The following is a 21501-nucleotide window of genomic DNA, read 5'->3' as shown; positions in this document are numbered from 1 at the left end:
TGCACGACCCCGTCAGCGGAGGCGGTCATGGTTGAGCGGTCGCCGAGGCATCGATCTGGACGGGATAACCTCGCTGGAGCACCGCTGGTGTCGAGGGTGGAGTCAGCGCACGCGCGTAGCCCGAGGTGGGGCGCTCAACATGGGGCAGGTAGCATCCGTACTGCTCGTCGTACGGCGGCCCTGCTTGAGTCACAGTAGATTACTTCGTCTCCAGGTCTCACGAGAGTCTGACAGAGAGGGCGCCGGGATCCTTACCCGATGGCGCCTTGGCACCTGATCGACCAGGACGCGCGTCCGGCTCAGGTGAGGGGCCGGCCGATGCAGGGCTGCCGGGGCGCGGCTGACGGCATCGGCGCTGCATGGCGCCGCGCCGTGCCTGTTCTGGTCGCGGACTGCGGCGGCCTCACGAGGCCGGAGTGGCTCCTTCGGGTCGCCCCGGTCACCGGCGCGATCGTCTGGACGTTGTCGTTCTCGACGGCCGTGTGGTCGGCCTTCCGCAGTCCCGTCGGGCACGGGCCCGCCTGATCGTAATGGCCTATCCGGCTTCTTCCCCGGGTCGTCTCCGGTCATCCGCGCGTCGCGTAGCGAGATGCCGGCTGGCCTCTAGACCTCCGACGACCTGGCACGTAAGAACTGTCGCGAGCCTGTCACTCACCAAGACATACCAGCAGGATCTCTAGTTCAGAAGCCAACTGCGGCACGAGCCGCATCGCAAAGGAGTGAAGAAGCATGGGTGCTTTCGAAGGCCGCAAACTGATCGCCGTCGGCGGCAGCAGCGGCATGGGACGGCAGAGTGCTGAAGACGTCATCGCGGCCGGCGGCTCGGCCGTCATCATCGGCCGCGATCAGGCCCGCGTGGACGACACCGTCAACACCTTGTCCAAGAGCGGGGAGGCATGGGGCATCACTGCCGATCTTGCCAACCGTGACGACGTCAGGCGGGTCCAGGACACGCTGGCGGCCGAGCACGCTGATGCCACCCTCCTGGTGAACTCAGCCGGCTTCTTCATCCCCAAGGCCTTCCTCGACTACGAGGGCGCCGACTACGACGCCTACCTCGAGCTCGCCAGGTCAGCCTTCTTCCTCACCCAGACCGTCACCCGAGGCATGATCAGTGCCGGCGGAGGCGCCATCGTCAACATCGGCTCGATGTGGGCCCACCAAGCCATCGCCGCAACCCCCGCGACCGGTTACTCGATGGGCAAGGCGGCCCTCCATGCGCTCACCCACAACCTGGCCATGGAGCTCGCGGAGCACAAGATCCGCGTCAACGCCGTGGCGCCTGCCGTTGTCGCGACCCCCTTGTACGAGGCGTTCGTACCCAAGGACCAGTTCGAGGCCACGCTCGACAGCTTCAACGGCTTCCACCCGCTCGGCCGTGTGGGAACGCCCAAGGACATTGCCTCTGCGGTGACTTACCTGCTCTCCGACGATGCCAGCTGGGTCACCGGCACGATCCTCAACGTCGACGGCGGCGTCATGGCGGGCCGGAATTAGGCCTCAAAGAGATCCCCGGCCACGCGAGGTCCGAGCACAGAGCAGCACGGATTCCTTGGCGAACAACACGAGAAGGCAAATCTCGCAGCGAGGAGCTAGAACGATGGCACAGACATATGAGCGCACGCCCGAGGCAGTCGAGCGACTGACGCCACGACAGCGGGCGGTCACCCAGGACGACGTCACCGAGCCGCCCTTCGAAAACGAGTTCTGGAACTCAAAGGAGCCGGGCATCTACGTCGATGTGGTCTCAGGCGAACCGCTATTCGCGTCGGTCCACAAGTTCGATAGTCACACGGGCTGGCCCAGTTTCACCATCCCGCTCGAGCCGGGCAACATCGTAGAGCGCAGCGACACCAGCCATGGGATGGTCCGGGCAGAGGTTCGCTCGGCACACGGCGACAGCCACCTCGGCCATCTCTTCCCGGACGGCCCAGCCGATGCGGGTGGCATGCGCTACTGCATCAACTCTGCCTCGCTGCGATTCATCGCCGCCGAGGACCTCGAGACCGAAGGCTATGGCCAGTACGCGCACCTGTTCGACGCGGCTCCCGGCCCGGCGGCATCCGGGGGAGGTGTCGCATGACCACGTGCGGGGTGAACTAACAACCCGAGACTGCGGTCCTGGCCGGCGGTTGCTTCTGGGGCATGCAGGACCTGCTGCGCAAGAAGGACGGGGTGGTGTCGACCCGGGTAACCGGCGGCGAGAACGAGTACCCCGCCTATCGGCACCATCCCGGCCATGCCGAAGCAGTCGAGATCGTCTACGACCCGCTGCAGATCACCTACCGCGAACTGCTGGAGTTCTTCTTCCAGGTCCACGACCCGACGACCCTGAACAGGCAGGGCAATGACGTCGGGACGATCTTCTACCAGAACGAGCAACAGCGCGATATCGCCAACGCCACGATCAAAGACGTCGAGACCAGCGGTCTGTGGCCCGGCAAGATCGTTACGGAGGTGATCCCTGCCGGGACGTTCCGGGAGGCAGAGCCTGAGCACCAGGACTACTTGATCAAGCATCCCAACGGCTACACCTGCCACTACGTCGACCTCAGTGGCAGCTGCCCCACGAAGAACACGCCAGCTGATGGAACGAATTGCCCTTTGAGGAGATCTGCATCCCTCTGGGCACTGTTGAGGCAGACATTCCAGCTGGTGTTCCCGGACAGAAGCCGTTGGGTAACCAGCTGGTGCGGCTACTGATGATCACCTGCCTTCGATGCCTCACCCCGAGATCACTGCAATCGACAACACCGAAACGGCCAGGCCAGGAGCAGACCGCGCGACTCCAAGAAGATGGGAAGTGCTTCTCGTTGGCTGGACACTCTGGCAGGCATCCAAGGCATGAATCAACCGAGGTGGACGCGTGGATAACAAAGCGCAGAACGCATCCGGCGATCAGCGGAGTGATCACTGGGCTCGACTAGACGCCTTTCTCCGGACCGATCCGCGCGACGCCGGCTGCGACGAAGCCATGGAGATGCTGGACCTCTACGCGGAGCTGCTTGCTGCGGGCAACGACCCGCGTGAGCGGTTCCGGGGCGTTCATGCGCACTTTCTGGCCTGCGGTCCATGCGCCCAAGACTTGGAGGGCCTGCTATCGGCGCTCACAGGCCCAGCCTCTTCTCAGCCGGGCCCGCCGTAGCACGATGGTGAGGACCCACGAGAGGCGGGTTCCAGACCCGGACGCCGCGCCGGCAAGCCGGTAACTCGAGTCTCTGTTGGCGCTGTGGCCAAGACGCGCAGGCGGAGCGCTTCGAGTCCACATGTTGGTCGATACAGTCCAAGTACCTTCTGGTGAGCTCCTATGTGGGTCATTTGTGTGGACTTAATCGTCCAGTATAAAGTGACTTAGGCGTGGTGTCGGGAGTGACCTGACCAGCGCGTACATGGCTGTGCTGCTCTGGCGAAAGAGGTTGCAGTGGACGACGCAGAGATCGATCGAGAGAACCGCCGGTGGGTGCGGGATCTCGCCGCTGCAGGCCCACAGAGAGAGACGACATGCGCCGAGTTGTATCCCTTGCTGCTCCGCGTCGCGAATTCTGAGGCACGTCGACGCGCCCCCCTCCTCAAGCTGGACGGCCCAGAACTCGAGGACATCGCCCACCAGGCCGCCGCGGACGCGCTGATGGCCATCACCGAGCGTTTGGACAAATTTCGAGGTGAGGCACGGTTCACCACGTGGGCGAGCAAGTTTGCGATCTTCAACGTGGCCACCAAGATGAACCGCCACTTTTGGCGTCGCCACGAGGTTCCCTACGAACAAGAGGATTGGTCCAAGATCGCTTCGCGGTTCGAGGTCGGCCCCGAGGACGAGGCGCAAGTCCGGGAGTTCGCGGCCGCCGTCTCATCTGCGGTGGAAGAGAACCTGTCCGATCGCCAGCGGCTTGTGTTCGCCGCGACGGTCCTCAACGGCATGCCGATGGATGTTCTGGCTGACGAGCTGGGCTCGACCCACAACGCCCTGTACAAGGTGCTCTTCGACGCCCGGAAGAAGCTCCGCGTCGCGCTGGTGGCCGATGGCTACCTGGCCGAGGCACCTGCAGTTCGGTCGGCCTGAGTTCGCCCGTTTTCGGGTCGAGTCGATGTCGCACTCCGGGTGGGCGTTCATGAAGTCCGATGCGCCATTCGCTCCGCGTGGGCCACACAGTGCATACTCGACATCCTCTGGTCAGGGGCTGGAGGCCCGGCCCACCCTGAGCTTCTTCGGCAGAACGCCTACATCTCCATGAGCGAGACAGCCCAGAACGTCGCTGACAGATACGGCCTCACCCGCGAGGAGATCGACGCGTTCGCGTTGCGCTCGCACCACCATGCCGCGGAGGCTCGTGGCACCGGACGCCTGGCGAAGGAGATCGTGTCCATCACCATTCCCGCCACACCACCCCCGGCGTAGTGCTCAGCGGATCTTCGAGCATGACGAGACGATCCGAGATGACACCACGCTTGAATCGTTGGCCAAGCTACCCGCCCAGCCCGGCACGACGCAGATGACCGCGGGCAACTCGACACCGTTGTCCGATGGATCGAGCGCCGTAGTCATCGCCAGCGATGCCACAGTTGCGGAGCTAGGGTTGCGCCGTTGGCCAGGATCGTCGGTACATGCGCTGGAGCCTGGCCTGATGGGCATCGCGCCGGCGTGGGCGATGCCCAAGGTCATCACGGCTGCAGGTATCGCTCCCGTCGAGATCGGCGTGTGGGAGGTCCACGAAGCGTTCGCAGCCCAGGCACTGGGGGTACTGCGCGAACCATCGACGCAGTTCAAGGGCTTCGAAATTCCCGACGACCGGCTCGACCTCAACGGGGACGCCGTGGCCGTGGGCCATCCGTTCGGGGCCTCGGGCACACGCTACCTGCTCACCCTCGCCATCTCGATGCGGGAGCGAAACGCTCGCTACGGCGTTCTCGGGTGTGTGCGCGGGCTCGGGAGCAGGGTGTAGCCATCTTGCCCGAGAACGACCAGGCGTGAACCGGGATCAGCGTTCGACGGGGCCTGGCTGGAGCGCGGAGGTGTCCAAGTCACCCTTGCGGAGCCGAAAGACCTGAAGACGCAGATCGTAGTACTTCTCCGTTTCTCCGACCCACTCCATCCCGATGCGACGGGCGGCGTGTGTACCGCGATCGTTCTTGGGCCGTACAACGGCGAAGACCTCTTCCTCGCCCTTGCTGAAGGCATAGTGGGCCAGAGCGTGACCCGCCTCGGCCGCCAACCCCCGACCCCACGCCCATGGAGCGAGCTGGTAGCCCAGCTCCAGGTCCTCGCCCTCCGGCGGCAGCGGAAGGATCTGCCCCGAGCCGGCGACACGCCCGCTCTCGGTCTCTTCGATCACCCACCGGCCACTCGGGCGCCCTCCGGATCCCAGAGGTGCGCCGATCCATCCGGTGATCACCGCACGCATCTGGTCGAGGTCGTTGACGTGATCCATTGCCGGGGCCAGCCATTGAGAGACCTCCGAGCTGCCGTAGATGTCGAGCGCCTCGGCTGCGTCATCTTGATGCCACGGACGCAGCCGCAACCGCGGTGTGCTGATGGTCGAACCGACGATAGTGACCTCGTGAGTCAACGCTGCTCCTCGATGGGGGACGCGACACGCCCGACGGGGCGCTTAGCGGTTGCTCAACACTACGTCGTATTGGACGAAGTCGTCCATCTAGTGCCGTGTCAGGCCACGTTTGCCCTCTTCACGATGCGTCGTAGGCGAGGGTTGTCGGTGTTGCGGTTTCGCCAGGCGATGTAGCGGCGGATCATGCTGCCCTGCTCGCGGTGGCCGGCATGGTCGGTGCCGTTGAGGGTGAACTCGCGCAACGCGGTGAACTGCGCCTCGATGCGGTTCAACCACGAGGAGTTGGTGGGCGTGTAGGCGATCTCGACGTTGTTCGCCTCTGCCCACTCGCCGACCCGCTTGTCCTTCTTGGTGGTCAGGTGCGGGCTGAAGTTGTCACAGACGATGGCGATGCGGACCTCGGGCGGGTAGAGGCTGCGCAGGTAGCGGCAGAACTCCAGGAACTCTCCGCGTCGCTTGCGCTTCTTGACGTGCCCGTACATCTTGTCCTTGCCCAGGTCTAACGCGGTGAACAGGTGCCGTACCCCTTGGGTGCGGGTGTAGGTGGCGCGCATCCTGGGCCGAGGTTCACGCTCGGGGTCCTTGCCCTTGCCGCCGACGTCGGTCCACTGGCGGCCGGGGCGGGGCTGCAGGTTGAGCGGCCCGAACTCGTCCATGCAGAAGATCACGGTGGGTTCGCCGGGCTCGGGGACGACCTCGCCGTCAGTGATCGCGTACAGGTGCTCGATGCGGGCCTTCTTGACCTGGTAGTCCGGATCGCGAGAGCCCTTCCAGGTCTTTATGGCTTGAAAGGAGACATTTTCCGCACGGAGAAGCTCGCGCAGGCCCTCATGGCTGATGTCCTCGACCACCCCCTCGGCGACCAGAAAATCGGCCAGCTTGGCAAGGCTCCACCGGGAGAACGGCAACCCGTGCTCGGCAGGACGAGACTTGGCGATCTTCTTGATCTCCACGCGCTGCGGGAGCGTGAACGTCGGCTTCCGGCCGCCCTTGTACTTGGGGTAGAGCGAGTCGAATCCATCGGCGTTGAAGTTGTGGATCACATCACGGACCCGGTCTTCGCTGGTGAAGGCTACTTTGGCGATCTGCGTGGTGGTCATGCCCTGGGCCGACAGCAGCACCATCTGCGCTCGCCGCCAGGTCACTACCGACCCGCTGCCGCGCCGTACGATGCTAGGCCCGCACTGGGTGATGTCACAGCGAGCCAGAGACAGCAGACGAAAGAGATGTGGCCTCCCGGGCACTAATCGAAGGAGAGTCAGTGGCACACATGACCTGGGCCAGCCGACAGCAAGGCCCAGAGCGGTGGAGCACTACGTCGGAAGAGAGGTCGAGACCGATGAGCGGTGGCACCACACACGTGGTGTCGAACGCCCCGCAAGATCGGCCAGCTGAGGTCTCGTCGCCGACGCTGATCATCAATCCACCAGGGAGTTGCAGATGGGCCCAACCCGCGCCATGAGTTGATCGAGGGTGAACGTGAACTCAGGCCGGGCATCACGGAGTCAAGCTCGCCCGCGCCAGCACATGCACAGGCCCCGCTAGCAATACCAGTTATCAAGACCAGCCGGTCACGAATCGGATCCAGCCCTGACTTCTGTTGCACGTGAAGCCTCTGGTTTGAAGTTGATCTCTAGGCTTTACGCATGTCCATCACGGGCCGTGGCATACCGGGGCAACCAAGCACTACGTAGGGCGACGAACGGTTACGGAGAACAGCTCACTGTAACACCCCGCAAATCGGACGCTAGAGTCCATGCCTGAGTGCCCAGAAGCACTGCTGGAGGATTGCGGATGGTCGTGTGCACTAGCAGGCCAGGCCATCGAACACCCGCTCTGGCCTCGCCATGATCGAAGCAGGCCGCAGGCTCGGGACAGTCAGGGCCAAGCGCACAAGCTTGCCGAACGGTGCCGCGATGCCCTAATTTGGACTTATTCGTCCTATTGTCTCTGGTCGACGGATCGACCGAATCCATCGGGTCAACCACCCACCGCAACTCGAGGACGGAGCGCGCAGGAGCCATCAGCCGCGGAACCGACCGGGCCGATGCTGGAGTAAGACGGCGCGACGGATCTGACACTAACCAGGCGGAACAACCGTTCACGCCAGCACCGCGTATACGGCGCGGAAACGACAACCCAGCTGCAGGTGAACGTCGAACCGCATGAAGAAGGAGCGAGAAATGAACGACACCAAGCAGTCGGCCGAAGATCTGGCGATCCTCGAGCAACTTAACCTTGACTACAACCATGCGGACCAGGCCAGCGATGCCAAGCGCTTCAGTGAATTCCTCGCTGAAGATTTCATCGTGCAGACACCGGGTGTCACCCGCAACCGTGAGGAGTACCTCGAATACATCGCTAAGCCCCGACCCTTCAAGAATCTAGTTCTGCACGAAGTCAAGATCCGCATCCTCGGCGATGTTGCGCTGATCCACGGCAGGGCGACATACACCATGATCGCCGATGGAGTGGATCAGGAAGCTCTGTACACGGACGTGTACCAGAAGCGTGAGGGCGCTTGGGTCTGCGTCTCGGCCTGCGCGATCGCGCCGGGTGCCTGACCCGCCGCCGCCATGTCTGACATTGCAGCCCATTCACGCTACGAACAGTTCGTCGAACTCCACCGTGGCCCCGACACGTTCATCATGCCCAACGCATGGGACGGCCCGTCGGCCCTGCTCTTCAAGGAGGCCGGGTTCAAGTCCATCGCGACCTCTTCAGCGGCTTTCGCGGCGACGCTGGGTCGGCTCGACGGCATTCACGCCGTCAGCCGTGACACGCACCTTGACCATGCCGCCCTACTCACGTCCGTGAGTGGCCTGCCGATCAACGGCGACTTTGAGGACGGCTACGGCGAGACTCCCGAAGATGTCCGGGCCACTGTCGATGCTGCCATTGCCCGCGGTCTCGCTGGCATCGGAGTCGAAGACACCACTGGTAACCCCTCCAACCCGATTCGCGACTTCGATGACGCGGTTCGCCGCATCGAGGCTGCCGCCGCAGCTGCGCACGGACGGATCGTTCTGACCGGTCGTACGGACAACTTCTTGTGGGGGATTTCCGACATCGATGACACCATCCGCCGCCTCTCCGCTTACGCAGAGGCAGGAGCTGACGTCCTCTACGCACCGAACCTGCCGGACAGGGCCTCCATCAGCGCAGTCATCAGGGCTGTCGCCCCCAAGCCGGTCAACGTCCTCGTCAGCCCGCAAGATGCGGCTACCCTCGCGGAACTCCAGACGATCGGTGTCCGCCGGATCAGCCTCGGGGTCGACCCCTACACGCACGCCCTCGGAGCAACACAGGAGGCTGCTGCGAAGCTTGCGGCGGGAGACCTGACGGCACTCGCATCACATCTCAACTTCGGCCACATCATCGACCTCATCAAGGGCTAACACGGCCGCGCACTGGGCTCATGGAGCTAGATCGCAACGTGAGCTGTTTTGACTGCCCGCGTGACTCGCGCAGATACACCCTGGGGTGCTTACAGAGCAGAGCCCGGTCAGGAGCATGCGATGAGCGAGGAGAACACATGATCGAAAACGAAGAGGCGACGCTGACACACCACGCACCGCAGGTGCGCGTGGTCACGGCATCGTCGTGCAGCGCGGCCGTCCCGACCCAGCATGCAGCCGCCCGCGATGCTGTGCCTGGCGCCGCTGCCGCGGAGCCAGGTAGCAGGCGGGGCTGGGCGTCCGTCGGTGCGGTCGCGCTCGGCGCGTTCGTCATCGTCATGACGGAGACGCTGCCAGTCGGGCTGCTACCGCAGATCGCCGACGGACTGCATGTCTCGCTCGGCCTCGCAGGGCTGATGGTGCTCGTGCCGGGCTTCAGCGCCGCGGTGTCGGCGCCGCTGTTCTTCCTCGGCTCCGGCCGCTTCAACCGGCGCTCGGTCATCGTCGTCCTGGGTCTAACGGTGCTGGTGTCGAACGCGGTCGTCGCGGTGGCGCCGAACTTCGTCCTGGTGCTGATCGCCCGTATGCTCTTCGGCGCCACCCTCGGAGCCTTCTGGACCGTGGTCTCACCGGTCGGACCCAAGCTGGTGGGCCCGGCCGGCGGAACTCGCGCCATCACCATCATCGCGGCCGGTATTTCGGGTGGGACGGTGGTGGGTCTGCCTGCGGGACAGTTCCTCGGCAACCTCGTCGGCTGGCGTCTCACCTTCGCCATTGCGGCGGCGGCGACACTGCTTGTCGTGGTTGTGCAGACGGTCGTGCTGCCGAGTATACCGCCGGACGGGCGTACGCACCTGCGTGATCTCGTGGGAGTCGTGACGCGGCGGGCCGCCCGGTTTGGGATGGCAGCGGGCGCGATGGTGTTCATCGGACAGTTCGCCGCCTGGACCTATGTCACCCCGTTCCTGATGGACCACACGCATCTGTCCAGCCGCGTGATCTCCCTGCTGTACGTCATCTACGGCTGCGGTGGCATCGTCGGCTCACTCATCGCCGGATCGCTGTTCAAGCGCGGAGTGATCGGCAGCTTCGCCGGGGCGGCGACGGTGGTGGCCGCATTGCTCATCGGGCTGGCGAGCGCGGGCACCATACCCTGGCTGGCTGGCCTGTTGCTCGTGCTATGGGGCTTGTTCTGGGGAATCGTGAACCCGGGAACGCTGGTCTGGATACTCGACGCGGCCCCGGAAACCCCGGAGGCCGCGTCGGCGGTGAATGTGACGAACCTTCAGATAGCCCTGGCGGCAGGGTCTGGCCTCGGAGCCATCCTTGTTTCGTCGACAACCTTGCAGACGGTGTTCCTCACGGCGGGCTTCATCGTCCTTGCCTCCGCAGTGCTCGCCGCGGTGGCGGCACGGTTCGTAACACTCGCCCGGAGGGAATGAGGAGACCGAAGCGAGGCAGCGGGTGGTCGGACGCTCAGAGCCCCGGGCGCACTCGGCGCTCTAGGGAACCACAGCGATCGGGCTCGCTGAGACTGCACCCGGGACAATCAGGAAGGTAGTCCCGACGGGGTCATTCGCCCTTGGCCGACTTGGCGCCTCGTCGGCTCACCATCCTTGAGTTACACCGCCCCTCGGCGTCAGACCACGCTGACCGCAAAGGGCCGGCGGCGGGACGGCCTCGAGGAACGAACGAGATCGCGACATTGATGGTAAGGCGGCGCCGCGATCCGACACTAATCAGTTCGACCATGACGCGGTTCGTTGTGCCCATCTACAGCGAACACCGAACCGCACAGAGAAGGAGCAAGAAGATGAACGACACCAAGCAGTCGGCCGAAGATCTGGCGATCCTCGAGCAACTCAACAACGATTACATCCACTCCGACCAGTTCAACGATGTCAAGCGCTTCAGCGAGTTCCTTGCCGAAGACTTCATCGTGCAGCTTCCGGGAGTCACCCGCAACCGTGCCGAGTTCCTCGACTACATCGCTAAGCCGCGCCCCTTCAAGGATCTCGCCGTGCACGACGTCAACATCCGCCTCCTCAGTGACGTTGCTCTAATCCACGGCCGCAGCACATACACCATGCTCGCGGATGGAGTGGATCAGGAAGCTCTGTACACGGACACGTACCAGAAGCGTGAGGGGACCTGGGTCTGCGTCTCCGCCTGCGCGATCGCTCCGGGCGCCTAACAGCGCCTACGAAGCTGCTGGTTGCGACGTGGCAACGAGCCGAGACCGTCCGGTGAACTGGCTCCGGTACTCATCGCAGACGAGAAGGGCTACGAACAAGATCAGCTGAGTCGATACCGGTGTAGCCGCGTCCTCGTGATCCTCTCCGGCACGCCCGGCTCCGGACGATGGAACACCTCCCGAGGACTTAGCTGAGGAAGCGCGCAGGCGTGATGTGACGCCAGGACGCGCTCAAGCACGCCTGATGGTGCATGACCGACATCGTCTCAGTGCGGCCTGGCTCACCGCGCGGTGCGCGGCTACGTCGACATGCACACCCCGAAACACTCCAGAAGCGCCGGCATGGTCCTGAACAAGAGAAAGACGGCTCGATGCAACACGTGACCCCAGCGACCAACCTGGGCCGCCGGGACAGAACGCTCCGGCTAGCGTTCGTTTCCGCGGTGGTCTCCCTGGTGGCTGTGTTTGCCGCAGTGGGCTCGACGATCCCTCTTTTCAACATTTACCGAGCCGAGGACGGGTTCACCAACGCCGACATCTCACTGACCGTCGTCGTCTACTCCGCCGCTACTCTCAGCACACTGCTAGTGCTGGGACGACTGTCCAATCATGTGGGCCGACGGCCCACCGCGATCGCCAGCCTGGGACTGCTCGTACTGGGTTGTCTGCTGCTTTTGAACGTGCACGACATCGGCATCCTGATCGCCGGTCGGCTCCTGATGGGTCTTGGCGCCGGGCTGGCCAGCAGCAGCCTCACCGCCTACATCGTTGATGCCGCGCCGGCCAGGCCGACCTCGCTGGCCTCCGTCGCTTCCAGCCAGACAGTCATGCTCGGTCTTGCCGTCGGTGCCACCGCCTCCGGTGCCTTGGTCCAGTTCGGCCCCTGGCCACGTGACCTCATCTACCTGGTTGTCGTCGGTCTGCTCCTGCTGTCTGCCGCACTCGTCGCCATCAGCTCGGAGACCGTGACTCCGGCGCCGGGCAGTTGGCGATCACTGCGCCCCAGCGTTCGCGTACCGGTCCGAGTCAAGCATCTGCTCCCCGTCGCGGCCGCGGTGTTCCTAGCCACCTGGGCGACCGGGGCCTTCTACCAGGCCTTCGTGCCCGCACTGCTCGAAGATCAACTTCGCACCAACAGCTCGCTCGTCCTTGGACTGGTGTTCGCCGCTTATATGGGCCCCAGCGCTCTGGGCGCTCCCCTTGGCGGCCGGTTCTCACCGGCGGCAGCTCAACGCATCGGCATGATCGCCTTCCTGGCCGGATGGATCGGCATGATTTCAGCGATCACCACCGGCGCACTGCCGTTGTTCATCGCCGCAACTGTCGTCGCCGGGGCCGCTCAAGGCATCGCCATCAGCGCCGCCACCCGTGGCCTGCTCTACGGCAGTACTCTGACCGACCGGGCCCCGATCTTCGCCGTGGTCTATCTCCTCAGCTACAGCGGTGCGACCATTCCCAGCCTCATCTCCGCTCAACTCTCCAACGTCTTCTCAGTGCCGCACATCGCGCTCGGGTACGGCGTACTTGCCCTCATCGCCACCCTGTTCACCGTCATCGCCGCACGCAACCCGCACACCGACACGACCAGCCAGCCCGATGAGTAATCATGACAAATCTCACCGTCACTCACACGTCACTCGACGCCGAGCAGCGCGCCGCCCGCACTCGTCCACGTTCGTCGATCGTCGCGCGGATCGCATGCTCTGCTTCTTCCTCGACCCAGACGAGCTCCAGTGAAACTGTTCTCAGTAAGCGAAGATCACGTTATGTGATGACGAGATGGTCCAGTTGTGCTCGTGGTGGAGCAGGACGAGAGCAGCTTGGGTTATCTTCCCGATGAGCCATGGGTCGAGGCTGACCCGGCGCAGAGCTTTGAAGGTGACGGTGAGCAGGGCGTTTGCGCGTTCACCGACACCTCGCAGGCCTCGGAGCAGCTTGTTGTAGGTGTGCTGGTCGGCGCTGAGTTTGCGGCCGTTGGATTTCTTTACCGGCACCCGGATGATGTTGGCGGCGCCTTCGTAGCCCAGGTCGGCCAGGGTCGGAAGGTCGGTGCGGATCGTGGCCAGGGCGGGGACGATGTCGTGTGTGCGGGCGCAGGTCATGTCGTGTTCGCGGCCGGGACGTACGTCGGAGACCCATAGGGGCCGGCCGTCCGGAGCGGACAGGATCTGGTTGTTCCCGCCGTGATGCTTGTGTTTGCCGCAACGCCGGTAAGTTAACCTGCCCGAGTCGTCGGTGAGGCGCGCATTGTGAGCTTGTAGACCACGTTTGAGGGTGGGTGGCGTTCACACGCGCGGGCATAGGCGGCGGTGCCTTTGCGTTCACGTGGTTTGGAGCGGGGCCGTCGAGTCAGGAGTGGCTGGTTCCACACCTCGTGGGAGACCTCCCGGAGGAGGCCGTGGCGGGGTGGCTCGCTGATCGTTCGGGCCAGGGCTCGTAAGACGACGGTGAAGGAGATTCGGTCGGGATCGATGGGCTGATCGGGGTGTGCGTGTGCGGCTCGTGCACGAGCGATTTGCACCACCTGATAGACGATGAGCAGGGCATACAGCTCTTGAGCGACGCCGTTGGGGTCCTTGGATCGCAAGATCTTCTGAGGTCCGCGCAGATAGGTCTTGGCGTCCGCGTACCCGGTTTCCGATTCCCACCGCTCGGCATACAGCTGCGCGATCTGGGTGGCGGGGGCCGTCGCCGGATCCAGCAGAGTCGTGATCAGTCGGTAGTTCTCGGTCCGAGCCTCGCCGATCTCGGGGATGACGGTGACGGCGTATTCCACGACTCTGACCCGTATGCCCAGCGCCTGGCGGGCGCGCAGGCCGCGACGCGGCAGCGGCCGCCCAGCTGCCCGATCGCGTTCGGCCTTGGAGGGTTGGTCGCTGTGGGGCAAGACGCTCAGGTAGGAGCCGTCGGCCAGTTCGGTCAGTACCGGTAGACGGCGGTGGTATTGCACTCGGACGATCACATCGGCACCGGTCGCGGCGATCCGGGCGGCCTGGGGATAGCCGGAGAAGTAGCGGTCGATCAGCACCAGCATGCCGGGGCCGAAGGCCCCTGTCCACACGAGCTTGTCCAGCAGACGCGGCTCACCGACGCGTAAGGTTCCCCAGACCGCGTCGAGTAGGGCGCGTGTGCCGCAGGCGATCAGCATCAGCAGGCGTACCTGCGGATAGCGGCCTGGGCCGATGCGCCCGTGCGGAGGGTCACCGAAGGCGGCGCGGTTGGCAGGGGTGTCGGCGACGTCCAGGCGCGTGCCATCGGCCGCGACCTTCAACAGCGCCAGCTCGCGATCGAAGGCCCGCATGCCGGGTGTGTGCGGTTTCTCGGCCGACCCCAGTAAGCGACGCAACAGCGCTTTGAGCGGCGCTCGTCCCAGCCGGCGTCGGGCTTGAACTGCGGCCGACACGGAGGGAATAGGCCGCCGTCTACTGCTCAAGTGCCGCGTGAGCTGGTGAAACAGCACCCGCAAGACCTCGCCGTAGCCGAATCCGGGGCATAACCACATGGTCAGCACGAAGTACAAGGTCACTCTCGCGGGCAGGGCGCGCTTACGCGCTTCCCGGGATCCGCAGGCGTCAATCACCTGGTCCACCAGGTCCGGTGGCACGATCTCCATGATGGCTCCGAGCCCGAGCTGATCCAGCGGATGAGTCGGTGATTCGCGGGCCCGGACACTCGCGCCAGACGGCGCATCGGTGGCAGCATGACCAGACAACGGGGCCTCCCGCGCTTGTGGTCCTCTTCGTCGAGACCAGTCGCGCAGGAGACCCCGCTCTGCGTCAAGACGACAAAGTTCGTTAACTTACCGGCGTTGGTGTTTGCCGGACCACCACACGTCAGCGCCGTTCGGGCCGGGTGTGGCGACGCGGTCGGTGGTGATGACGATGCCGTCGAGGTTGATGTGTGTCAGGCCCGCCGCCTTGGCCTCGTCGAGCGTTTGATGCAGGTCGGGTGCGTGTGCGGCGAGCAGGTCGATGCCCTCGTGCAGGTAGCGGTAGGCGGTCTTGCGGCTGATGGCGTGGTCGGTGGCCAGTTGCCGGAGACGGGTGCCGTCGCTGGCTCGTCCTTGAGCCTGAGCTCGGTGCCGTGTTTGGTGGGCGGCCACCGGCGGGGTGGGCCAGGCAATGTTCACGGCGTGAAGGCGCTGGACGGCGCAGCACTCGATCGGAGCACAACCTGCCGAGGACCTCGACGGGCAGGTCGCCGAGCAGGAAGGCCACGCCCCGGCGACGTCGGCAAACGTCACGACGGCCCGCCCACGATCAGCCTCGCGAACCTCCCCGAACTTGCTCTCGTCTCATGATCCACTTTGGCTGAGAGTGGTATTGGCCCCGGATGCCGGGTCTGTATGCGGCCGTACGCGGCCGCCTCCTTGAACGATGATCCAATCGGTCTTCGAAACTGGTCGAAAACGTCCATTTTCCTCCCAGAAGCGGTACGATGCTTGAGCGAATTTGGCTCTCCCGCAGGAAGCACACGTACCCGACGGCGGCATGATTTTCGAGGACAGCCGCTGGGGACACGTTGCCTGGCCTGGCCAACCAGGCAACCAGGCAACCAGACTCAGAGGAGCATTATGGACGACTACGTCCCGGGACTGCTGCCACCAGATGAGAGTCTCGATGACGAGGAACTCGGCGAGGACGGCGACGGCCCGGGTTACCTGCCGGTGGATCGCCCGATCGGAAGCCTGGCCTGGGGGTTGACTGCTGAAGAAGCTCGCACCCACGAGCCCTTCAGCCAGAGACTTACCCGTGAGGTTCCCGACATCGCGGCTGAAGAGGCCAGTGACGGGATCGGTGATGCATCCGATACTGACGGCGAAATCATCGACGACCAAGTCGGATACCTGAGGGCGGGTCGGCTCGTCTGGGCCACCCAAGATGCCGACGACCCGTCGTCGGATCTTCGAGCCGAGGACATTGGCATCGATCGTGCGGGCGCTTCCGCGGAGGAGGCTGCGATTCATATCGTCCCCGACGACCCGTTCGAAGTGTAGGGGCCCAGTGAGCCTTTTTCGTGCGCCCAGCAGAGCAGGAGGTGAAGCCGTGACGTAGCGGTGGATCTTGCTTTTCGTAAGCTCGTCGTCGCTTGCCGGTGGAAGTCCGGTCCGGGTAGCTGCCAGGAGGCCCGGTAGCAGGCTGGCGGTTTCGTCTGGAAACGGGCGGGGTCGAAGCCCAGCGTCAAAGGCCCTGTTCATGGGGGAGCGACGATGCGGTCCGTAGCATGAAGCGAAGCCTGCGACGTCGTTACTCAGCCCGCCTCCGGGTGGGACGAGGGAGTGCCGAGCCTCTCGAAACCGGGGCGAAGGCCATGGACGCGGTGAAGAGCCTGGAAGCAGCCGTCAAGGACTCCTCGGCGTATGGGGTGCGGAACGCATCGATAGTGGCGGCGGGAACTGGGGAGGCCCTCCCCGGCCCGGCAACCTGCGGAAGCTTGTCTTCGTTGCCGGAGCGTCGCGCCCTATAACGGGTCGGAACCGGGAAGTGGGTGGCGAGCCGGGTGGGCGTCGGAGGCGGCCGTAGTACCGCTTGAGCCGACCGGACAGCACAACCGGCGGCGATGGGAAGGGCCGCTGCTTCGTCGATGCGCAGCGACTGTCGAGGAGGGGTCCGGTGAGTGCCGGTCAGGCTAGTCCCGCCGCTTCGGGATCGCGGGAACCACGGGTTCCGCGGGATCCGGTCCGTGCCCTGCAGCATGCGCTTTACCGGGCGGCCAAGGCCGATCCCGGACGGAGGTTCCACGCGCTGTTCGACAAGGTCTGCCGCAGAGACGTGCTGCAGCGCGCGTGGGTGGCGGTGCGCGACAACAATGGCGCACCGGGCATCGACAAGACCACTGTGGCCCAGGTCGAGGAGTACGGAGTCGACCGGCTCCTGGACGAGGTGGCCGCCGAACTGCGGGAGCGGCGGTATCGGCCGCTGCCGGCGCGGAGAGTTCTGATCCCCAAGCCGGGGCTGAAGGATCAGTATCGCCCGTTGTCGATTCCCCCGCTGTTCGCGATCGGATCGTGCAGGCGGCTGTGAAGATCGTGCTCGAGCCGGTCTTCGAGGCCGACATGGTCGACTACTCCTTCGGGTTTCGCCCGAAGCGGTCGGCGCACGACGCCCTGCAGGTGCTCGTGGATGAGTGCGCGCGGGGTCGCCGGTGGGTGGTTGAGACGGACATCGCCGATTGCTTTTCGGCGATCCCGCACGAGAAGTTGATGCAAGCGATCGAGGAACGAGTCTGTGACCAGAGTGTTCTCACGCTGCTGCGCGCGATCTTGCGTGCGGGAGTGATGCAGGACGGGCAGGTGCGGCGGCCGGTCACCGGGACTCCGCAAGGCGGTCCGGTCTCACCTTTGCTCTGCAACGTCTATCTGCACCGAGTGGATCGGGTGTGGGATGACGGGGATGGGGCGATGGTGCCGTTCGCCGACGACGTGGTCGTGATGTGCTGGTCGCGCAGCCAGGCCGAACGGGCGCTGGCCCGGCTGGCCGAGCTGCTGGCCGGGCTCGGCTTGGCGCCGAAGGCGGCCAAGACTCGCATCATTCACCTGGAAGTCGGTGGTGATGGCTTCGATTTTCTGGGCTTTCATCATCGCCTGGTGCGCTCCCGGGGAGACCGGGGCAAGCCGAAGGTGACGTTCCTGGCTCGCTGGCCCGCGGACAAGGCCATGCAGCATGCTCGCGAGGGGGTTCGGGAGATTACCTCCCGGCGCTGGATGTTGCTGTGGCCGGAGGCGATCGTGGACAGGCTGAACGCCTTCCTTCGCGGATGGGCCGCCTATTTCCGATACGGACATTCGGCCCAGCGCCTCAGCAAGATCAGACGGTATGCGCAGTGGCGGCTGGCGCACTTCATGCGCGGACGTCACCGCCGCAGCATGGCGTTCGGCTGGCAGGTACTGCTCAACTCCCGGCCGCCGGACCTCGGGCTGATCAGCTGGTCGGAAATTAAGACGGTTTGGTAGGCGCGCGTCAGTAACCCGTCGTTGCTCCAGCGCGGGTGATGCTCTTGAGCTGCAAGAATGTGAGGTGTTGACCTGCCAGTGGGGTGCCGGAGACGAGCGAGCTGGGTTTAAGCGGCAGGGACATCGATCGGGGTCAGGGTGACCTTCATGCCGGGGTTGAGCCGCTCCAGCTCCCGGATCTTGCTGCGGGTACGTTTCTCCGGGTTGAGCGTGTCGTAGTAGTCGGCGCCCAGGTCGTGGAAGCGGAGCGTGGATCGGCGATCAGCCGGTAGGCGATCTCCAGGATGGTGCGGGCATTCGCGACCAGGGCTTTCTGCTTGCCGCGGCGGCGCCGGATGCGCCGATAGCGCTCGCCGAGGAAGGTGCCCTTACTGTTGGCGGCGGCCATCGCGGCGGTGCCCAGCGCGCTGCGTAACCAGCGGTTGCCCTTGCCGGTCGGGCCGGAACGGGAGATGCGGCCGGACTGGTGGGTGAGGGGGACCAGCTTGGCCCAGGCGGCGGCGTGCCCCGGGGTCGGGAACTGGGTGGTCACGTCGGTGCCGAGCTCGGCGATGAGGACCTGAGCGCACGACAGACCGACGCCGGTGATCTCATCGAGGCGCTCGGCCAGGCCTGGCAGCAGCACATCGGCGTCGGGGCAGGTGGGGGAGTGCTCGCCGCCGACCAGAGCGCACCGGTCGCACGCGGGTGCCGCGCCGGGCAGGGCGGCGACCATCGCGACGATCTTCTCGTCCAGTTCGGTGACCTTGGCCTCCAGCAGATCGATCACCTGCAGCAGCATCCTGATCTCGACCGCGTGTACCTCGCGGAAGCGGCCGGTCAGCGCCGCGCGCAACTCGGCCGTGCTCGCCCGCACCCGCGAACTGGCCAGTTCCGCCAGCCGAACCGGATCGCTCTGGCCGGCCACCAGCGCCTCCAGGATGCGCCGCCCGCTGGGCCCGAACAGGTCCGACAACACCGAGGAGATCTTCAGCAGCGCGTCTTCGAGGATCTTCTCGATCCGATTGCGGTGCCGGGTGGCGTCTTGGCCGAGCTTGGCCCGCAACCGGGTGAGCTGCCGCAGATCACGGATCGGCGCGGGAGGGACGAACGACGGGCGCAGCATGCCCCGCTCGTTCAGTTTGCACAGCCACACCGCATCCAGCTTGTCGCTCTTCGGCCGGCCGGGCACGTTCTTGACGTCGCGGGCGTTGACCAGCCACACCGCCAACCTGGCCGCTTCGAGCAGGTAGAACCAGATCCGCCAGTCGGGTAGCGGCGGCGCATTGCTGCGCCGCCGCCCCCTAGGAACCGGCCATGCCCGCTTTCCAGGCAACCGGCTCGGGCAAGCCCCATGGGCTTCAAGACTGGGACTGCGGAAGTGCTGGTGCATCGCCGGTGCCGTCTGGCAGGCGGCGTCGGCAGTGAGTGTGGATGAGGCTGAACACCGCGGGTCCACCTCGGGTTCCGGGCAGCGCATCGAGTCTGATCGCCTGATGGCGGGTCGCCGTGCGGACGGCGGCGATCCACCGCTCCCATTCGTCAGGGTGCTGTGGTTCCCGATCAGCGTGCAGGAGCAGTTGCCCGCACAGCGGGCAGCGTCCACGCTGGCGCTGAAGGAGCCGCAGCCGGGGTGGATCGAGCGGGGGTGTCCCGCGTCGCCGCCGGGCTGCCCAGTAGCTGGTCAGGGTGGGGTCGTCGGGTGAGGCCCAGCCCTTGACCAGCGTATGCCGGGTGATCTTCGTCCAGGCGAACTTGAGCAGGTAGGCGCCGCTGTCACGGTCGCCGAACACCCACCGGTCGCGTCTGGAGGGGACGAACCTGCCGAAGTACCTGCGGACGATCCAGCGTTTCCCCTTGTGGGGGTGGGTCCATTTCGCCCACTTGTAGGTCAGCTTCCACAGGTGGTCGTCCAACGCGTCGAACACCTTGGAGGACACGCAGTGCCGATAGTAGGCCGACCAGCCCCGGATGATCGGGTTCAGCCGCATGAGGACCATCTGCGCGTTGTGCCCGCGCAGGGCCCTCATCTCGGTGGTCAGCCTCGCCTTGATCCGTTTCACGGCCGCCTTACTCGGCTTGATCAGCAGCTTGCCGCGATAGCGTCTGACCGAGAACCCCAGGAAATCCACGCCGTCGTCGAGACGGACGATGGCGGTCTTGTCCTCGTTGAAGACCAGACCCCTGGGTTCCAGCCACGCGGCCAACCTGGCCTTGACCTGCTCGGCCTGCTCACGCGAGTGACACATGGCGAGCGCGTCGTCGGCGTAGCGGATCAAAACGGGTGAGCCCGGCCTCGCCGTCCCGGCATTGCTGCCGGTGGTGATGTACCGGACTCCGGCGGCCTCTTCCATCCCATGCAGGACCACGTTCATCAGCACGGGACTGATCACCCCGCCCTGCGGGCTGCCCTGCTCGGTGGGGGCGAACCGGCCTTGATCGATCACGCCCGCCTTCAGCCACTGCTCGATCCGTCCCCGCGCGGGGAAGGTGCCAAGCCGGTCGAGAAGATAGGAATGATCGATGCGGTCGAACGCGGCGGCCAGGTCGGCATCCAACGCCCACAGCCGCTTGCAGGTCTTGCCTCGTGCGGTCACGAAGACGGCCTGCATCGCGTCCTGACAGGAGCGGCCCGGCCGGAACCCATACGATCGGGACTCGAACCGGGCCTCCCACTCGGGCTCCAACGCGGCCGCCGTCAGAGCCTGTAACGCCCTGTCGGCGATCACGGGAATGCCGAGCCCGCGCCGTTTTCCCCCGCTCTTGGGAATGAACACCCGCTTGACCGGCCTGGGCCTCCACGCGGTCGCGCCGTGCTGGAGCCAGGAGGCCAACTCTGCCTTCTCCCAGTTTCCGAGCACGATGCGTCCATCGACCCCAGCCGTCTTGCGGCCAGCGTTGATCTCCGTCACCCGCCGCACGCTCAGCAGAGCGTTCGATCGGGAGCGGAGTAACAGTTTCTGCAGATTGCGGACCTTCTTCAGGTCCCCCGCCTTGCTCGCCGTGAAGATCCGCTGCCGCAGCCGCCATACGTCATCCTCGACCTGCCGCCAATCCACGGCACCCCAGTCCAGAACGTCGCCCTCAGGTCCGTTCACCACCACGGTGGCGTCCAACTTGCCCATCGGTTCCAGCGTCTTCCGTTCACCAGTTCGTCACAGGCTCACCTGACCCACGTCAGCTGGGGTGCCCCGATCTTTCCGGACACGGACCCAAGTAGGGTTTACGTGACACCCGGAAGGCAAGGTAGTGGCGAAGAAGCCGAGGCATTACTCTCCCGAATTGCGGGCCGAAGTCGTTAAGTACGTCCTGGATGACGGACACACATGCGCTCAGGCAGCCCGTGCTTTCAACCTGGTCGCCGAAACGATCCGCAACTGGGTGAACGCCGAAAAAGAGAAGCGCAAGGGAAAC

The 21501-nt window shown here is 65.0% G+C and carries 21 protein-coding genes and 2 pseudogenes; 16 read left to right on the top strand and 7 right to left on the bottom strand.

Going from position 1 to position 21501, the window contains the following annotated elements:
- Window positions 1-258 precede the first annotated feature (258 nt).
- The 7 genes from ITP53_RS20845 to ITP53_RS59330 all read left to right on the top strand — a co-directional run bounded on the left by ITP53_RS20845 (window position 259) and on the right by ITP53_RS59330 (window position 4940).
- On the top strand, window positions 259-525 hold the full coding sequence (locus ITP53_RS20845; RefSeq protein WP_195897090.1) for a hypothetical protein: 267 nt from the start codon (window positions 259-261) through the stop codon (window positions 523-525).
- A gap of 204 nt (window positions 526-729) precedes the next feature.
- The gene (locus ITP53_RS20840; protein ID WP_195897089.1) at window positions 730-1497 is read left to right on the top strand and encodes an SDR family NAD(P)-dependent oxidoreductase; all 768 of its coding nucleotides are present in this window, start codon (window positions 730-732) and stop codon (window positions 1495-1497) included.
- A gap of 103 nt (window positions 1498-1600) precedes the next feature.
- Window positions 1601-2083, top strand: a complete 483-nt coding sequence (gene msrB, locus ITP53_RS20835; protein ID WP_195897088.1) for a peptide-methionine (R)-S-oxide reductase MsrB — start codon at window positions 1601-1603, stop codon at window positions 2081-2083.
- Between the two features lie 38 nt (window positions 2084-2121).
- Complete coding sequence (gene msrA, locus ITP53_RS20830; protein WP_268961091.1) at window positions 2122-2703, top strand: peptide-methionine (S)-S-oxide reductase MsrA; 582 nt, start codon at window positions 2122-2124, stop codon at window positions 2701-2703.
- 718 nt (window positions 2704-3421) lie between these two features.
- On the top strand, window positions 3422-4060 hold the full coding sequence (locus ITP53_RS20825) for a sigma-70 family RNA polymerase sigma factor (protein ID WP_195897086.1): 639 nt from the start codon (window positions 3422-3424) through the stop codon (window positions 4058-4060).
- A 39-nt stretch (window positions 4061-4099) separates the two neighbouring features.
- Complete coding sequence (locus ITP53_RS61710; protein ID WP_328815218.1) at window positions 4100-4396, top strand: thiolase family protein; 297 nt, start codon at window positions 4100-4102, stop codon at window positions 4394-4396.
- Complete coding sequence (locus tag ITP53_RS59330) at window positions 4314-4940, top strand: thiolase family protein (protein WP_268961089.1); 627 nt, start codon at window positions 4314-4316, stop codon at window positions 4938-4940. The genes ITP53_RS61710 and ITP53_RS59330 overlap by 83 nt, the downstream gene beginning before the upstream one ends.
- 36 nt (window positions 4941-4976) lie before the next feature.
- Here the strand turns inward: ITP53_RS59330 and ITP53_RS20810 are convergent, their stop codons facing one another.
- Both ITP53_RS20810 and ITP53_RS20805 read right to left on the bottom strand, forming a co-directional pair.
- Complete coding sequence (locus ITP53_RS20810) at window positions 4977-5564, bottom strand: GNAT family N-acetyltransferase (RefSeq protein ID WP_207756210.1); 588 nt, start codon at window positions 5562-5564, stop codon at window positions 4977-4979.
- Window positions 5565-5662: 98 nt separating this feature from the next.
- Window positions 5663-6709, bottom strand: a complete 1047-nt coding sequence (locus tag ITP53_RS20805; protein WP_207756209.1) for an IS630 family transposase — start codon at window positions 6707-6709, stop codon at window positions 5663-5665.
- Window positions 6710-7747: 1038 nt separating this feature from the next.
- Between ITP53_RS20805 and ITP53_RS20800 the strand changes: the two genes are divergently transcribed.
- The 5 genes from ITP53_RS20800 (at window position 7748) to ITP53_RS20780 (ending at window position 12760) form a co-directional block, all read left to right on the top strand.
- The gene (locus ITP53_RS20800) at window positions 7748-8128 is read left to right on the top strand and encodes a nuclear transport factor 2 family protein (RefSeq protein WP_195897085.1); all 381 of its coding nucleotides are present in this window, start codon (window positions 7748-7750) and stop codon (window positions 8126-8128) included.
- 12 nt (window positions 8129-8140) lie between these two features.
- On the top strand, window positions 8141-8962 hold the full coding sequence (locus tag ITP53_RS20795) for an isocitrate lyase/PEP mutase family protein (protein ID WP_195897084.1): 822 nt from the start codon (window positions 8141-8143) through the stop codon (window positions 8960-8962).
- A gap of 137 nt (window positions 8963-9099) precedes the next feature.
- Window positions 9100-10404, top strand: coding sequence for an MFS transporter (locus ITP53_RS20790; RefSeq protein WP_195897083.1), 1305 nt, complete (start codon window positions 9100-9102; stop codon window positions 10402-10404).
- 371 nt (window positions 10405-10775) lie between these two features.
- Window positions 10776-11156: a nuclear transport factor 2 family protein gene (locus tag ITP53_RS20785; RefSeq protein ID WP_195897082.1), complete on the top strand. Its 381-nt coding sequence runs from the start codon at window positions 10776-10778 to the stop codon at window positions 11154-11156.
- Window positions 11157-11407: 251 nt separating this feature from the next.
- Complete coding sequence (locus tag ITP53_RS20780) at window positions 11408-12760, top strand: MFS transporter (RefSeq protein WP_207756208.1); 1353 nt, start codon at window positions 11408-11410, stop codon at window positions 12758-12760.
- 141 nt (window positions 12761-12901) lie between these two features.
- On the opposite strand, the pseudogene ITP53_RS20775 reads toward ITP53_RS20780, so the two are convergent.
- The 3 genes and pseudogenes from ITP53_RS20775 to ITP53_RS20765 all read right to left on the bottom strand — a co-directional run.
- A pseudogene (locus ITP53_RS20775) lies at window positions 12902-13366 on the bottom strand (transposase family protein); the annotation flags it as partial.
- 5 nt (window positions 13367-13371) lie between these two features.
- Window positions 13372-14769 (bottom strand): IS4 family transposase, encoded by a 1398-nt coding sequence (locus ITP53_RS20770; RefSeq protein ID WP_195897081.1) that lies wholly within the window; start codon window positions 14767-14769, stop codon window positions 13372-13374.
- A 198-nt stretch (window positions 14770-14967) separates the two neighbouring features.
- A pseudogene (locus tag ITP53_RS20765) lies at window positions 14968-15186 on the bottom strand (IS5/IS1182 family transposase); the annotation flags it as partial.
- 543 nt (window positions 15187-15729) lie between these two features.
- On the opposite strand from ITP53_RS20765, the gene ITP53_RS20760 reads away from it, so the two are divergent.
- From ITP53_RS20760 to ITP53_RS20755, 3 genes are all read left to right on the top strand, one after another.
- Entirely contained in the window at window positions 15730-16152 is a 423-nt protein-coding gene (locus tag ITP53_RS20760; RefSeq protein WP_195897079.1) for a DUF5709 domain-containing protein, read from the top strand.
- Window positions 16153-16768: 616 nt separating this feature from the next.
- Window positions 16769-17179, top strand: coding sequence for a hypothetical protein (locus ITP53_RS60360; RefSeq protein WP_207756207.1), 411 nt, complete (start codon window positions 16769-16771; stop codon window positions 17177-17179).
- The gene (locus ITP53_RS20755) at window positions 17176-18108 is read left to right on the top strand and encodes a reverse transcriptase domain-containing protein (protein WP_207756206.1); all 933 of its coding nucleotides are present in this window, start codon (window positions 17176-17178) and stop codon (window positions 18106-18108) included. Before ITP53_RS60360 ends, ITP53_RS20755 begins: the two co-directional genes overlap by 4 nt.
- Window positions 18109-18253: 145 nt before the next feature.
- Here ITP53_RS20755 and ITP53_RS20750 read toward each other — a convergent pair whose 3' ends face one another.
- Window positions 18254-19423: an IS110 family RNA-guided transposase gene (locus tag ITP53_RS20750; protein WP_195897078.1), complete on the bottom strand. Its 1170-nt coding sequence runs from the start codon at window positions 19421-19423 to the stop codon at window positions 18254-18256.
- 25 nt (window positions 19424-19448) lie between these two features.
- Window positions 19449-21212: a group II intron reverse transcriptase/maturase gene (gene ltrA / locus ITP53_RS20745; RefSeq protein ID WP_195897077.1), complete on the bottom strand. Its 1764-nt coding sequence runs from the start codon at window positions 21210-21212 to the stop codon at window positions 19449-19451.
- A gap of 124 nt (window positions 21213-21336) precedes the next feature.
- On the opposite strand from ltrA, the gene ITP53_RS61145 reads away from it, so the two are divergent.
- On the top strand, window positions 21337-21501 hold a 165-nt coding region (locus tag ITP53_RS61145), incomplete at its 3' end, for a transposase (RefSeq protein WP_195897076.1).

The sequence above is a fragment of the Nonomuraea cypriaca genome (assembly GCF_015645445.1).
In the GTDB taxonomy this organism is placed as follows: Bacteria; Actinomycetota; Actinomycetes; order Streptosporangiales; family Streptosporangiaceae; genus Nonomuraea; species Nonomuraea cypriaca.
This window is presented reverse-complemented; position numbering and strand designations above follow the sequence as displayed.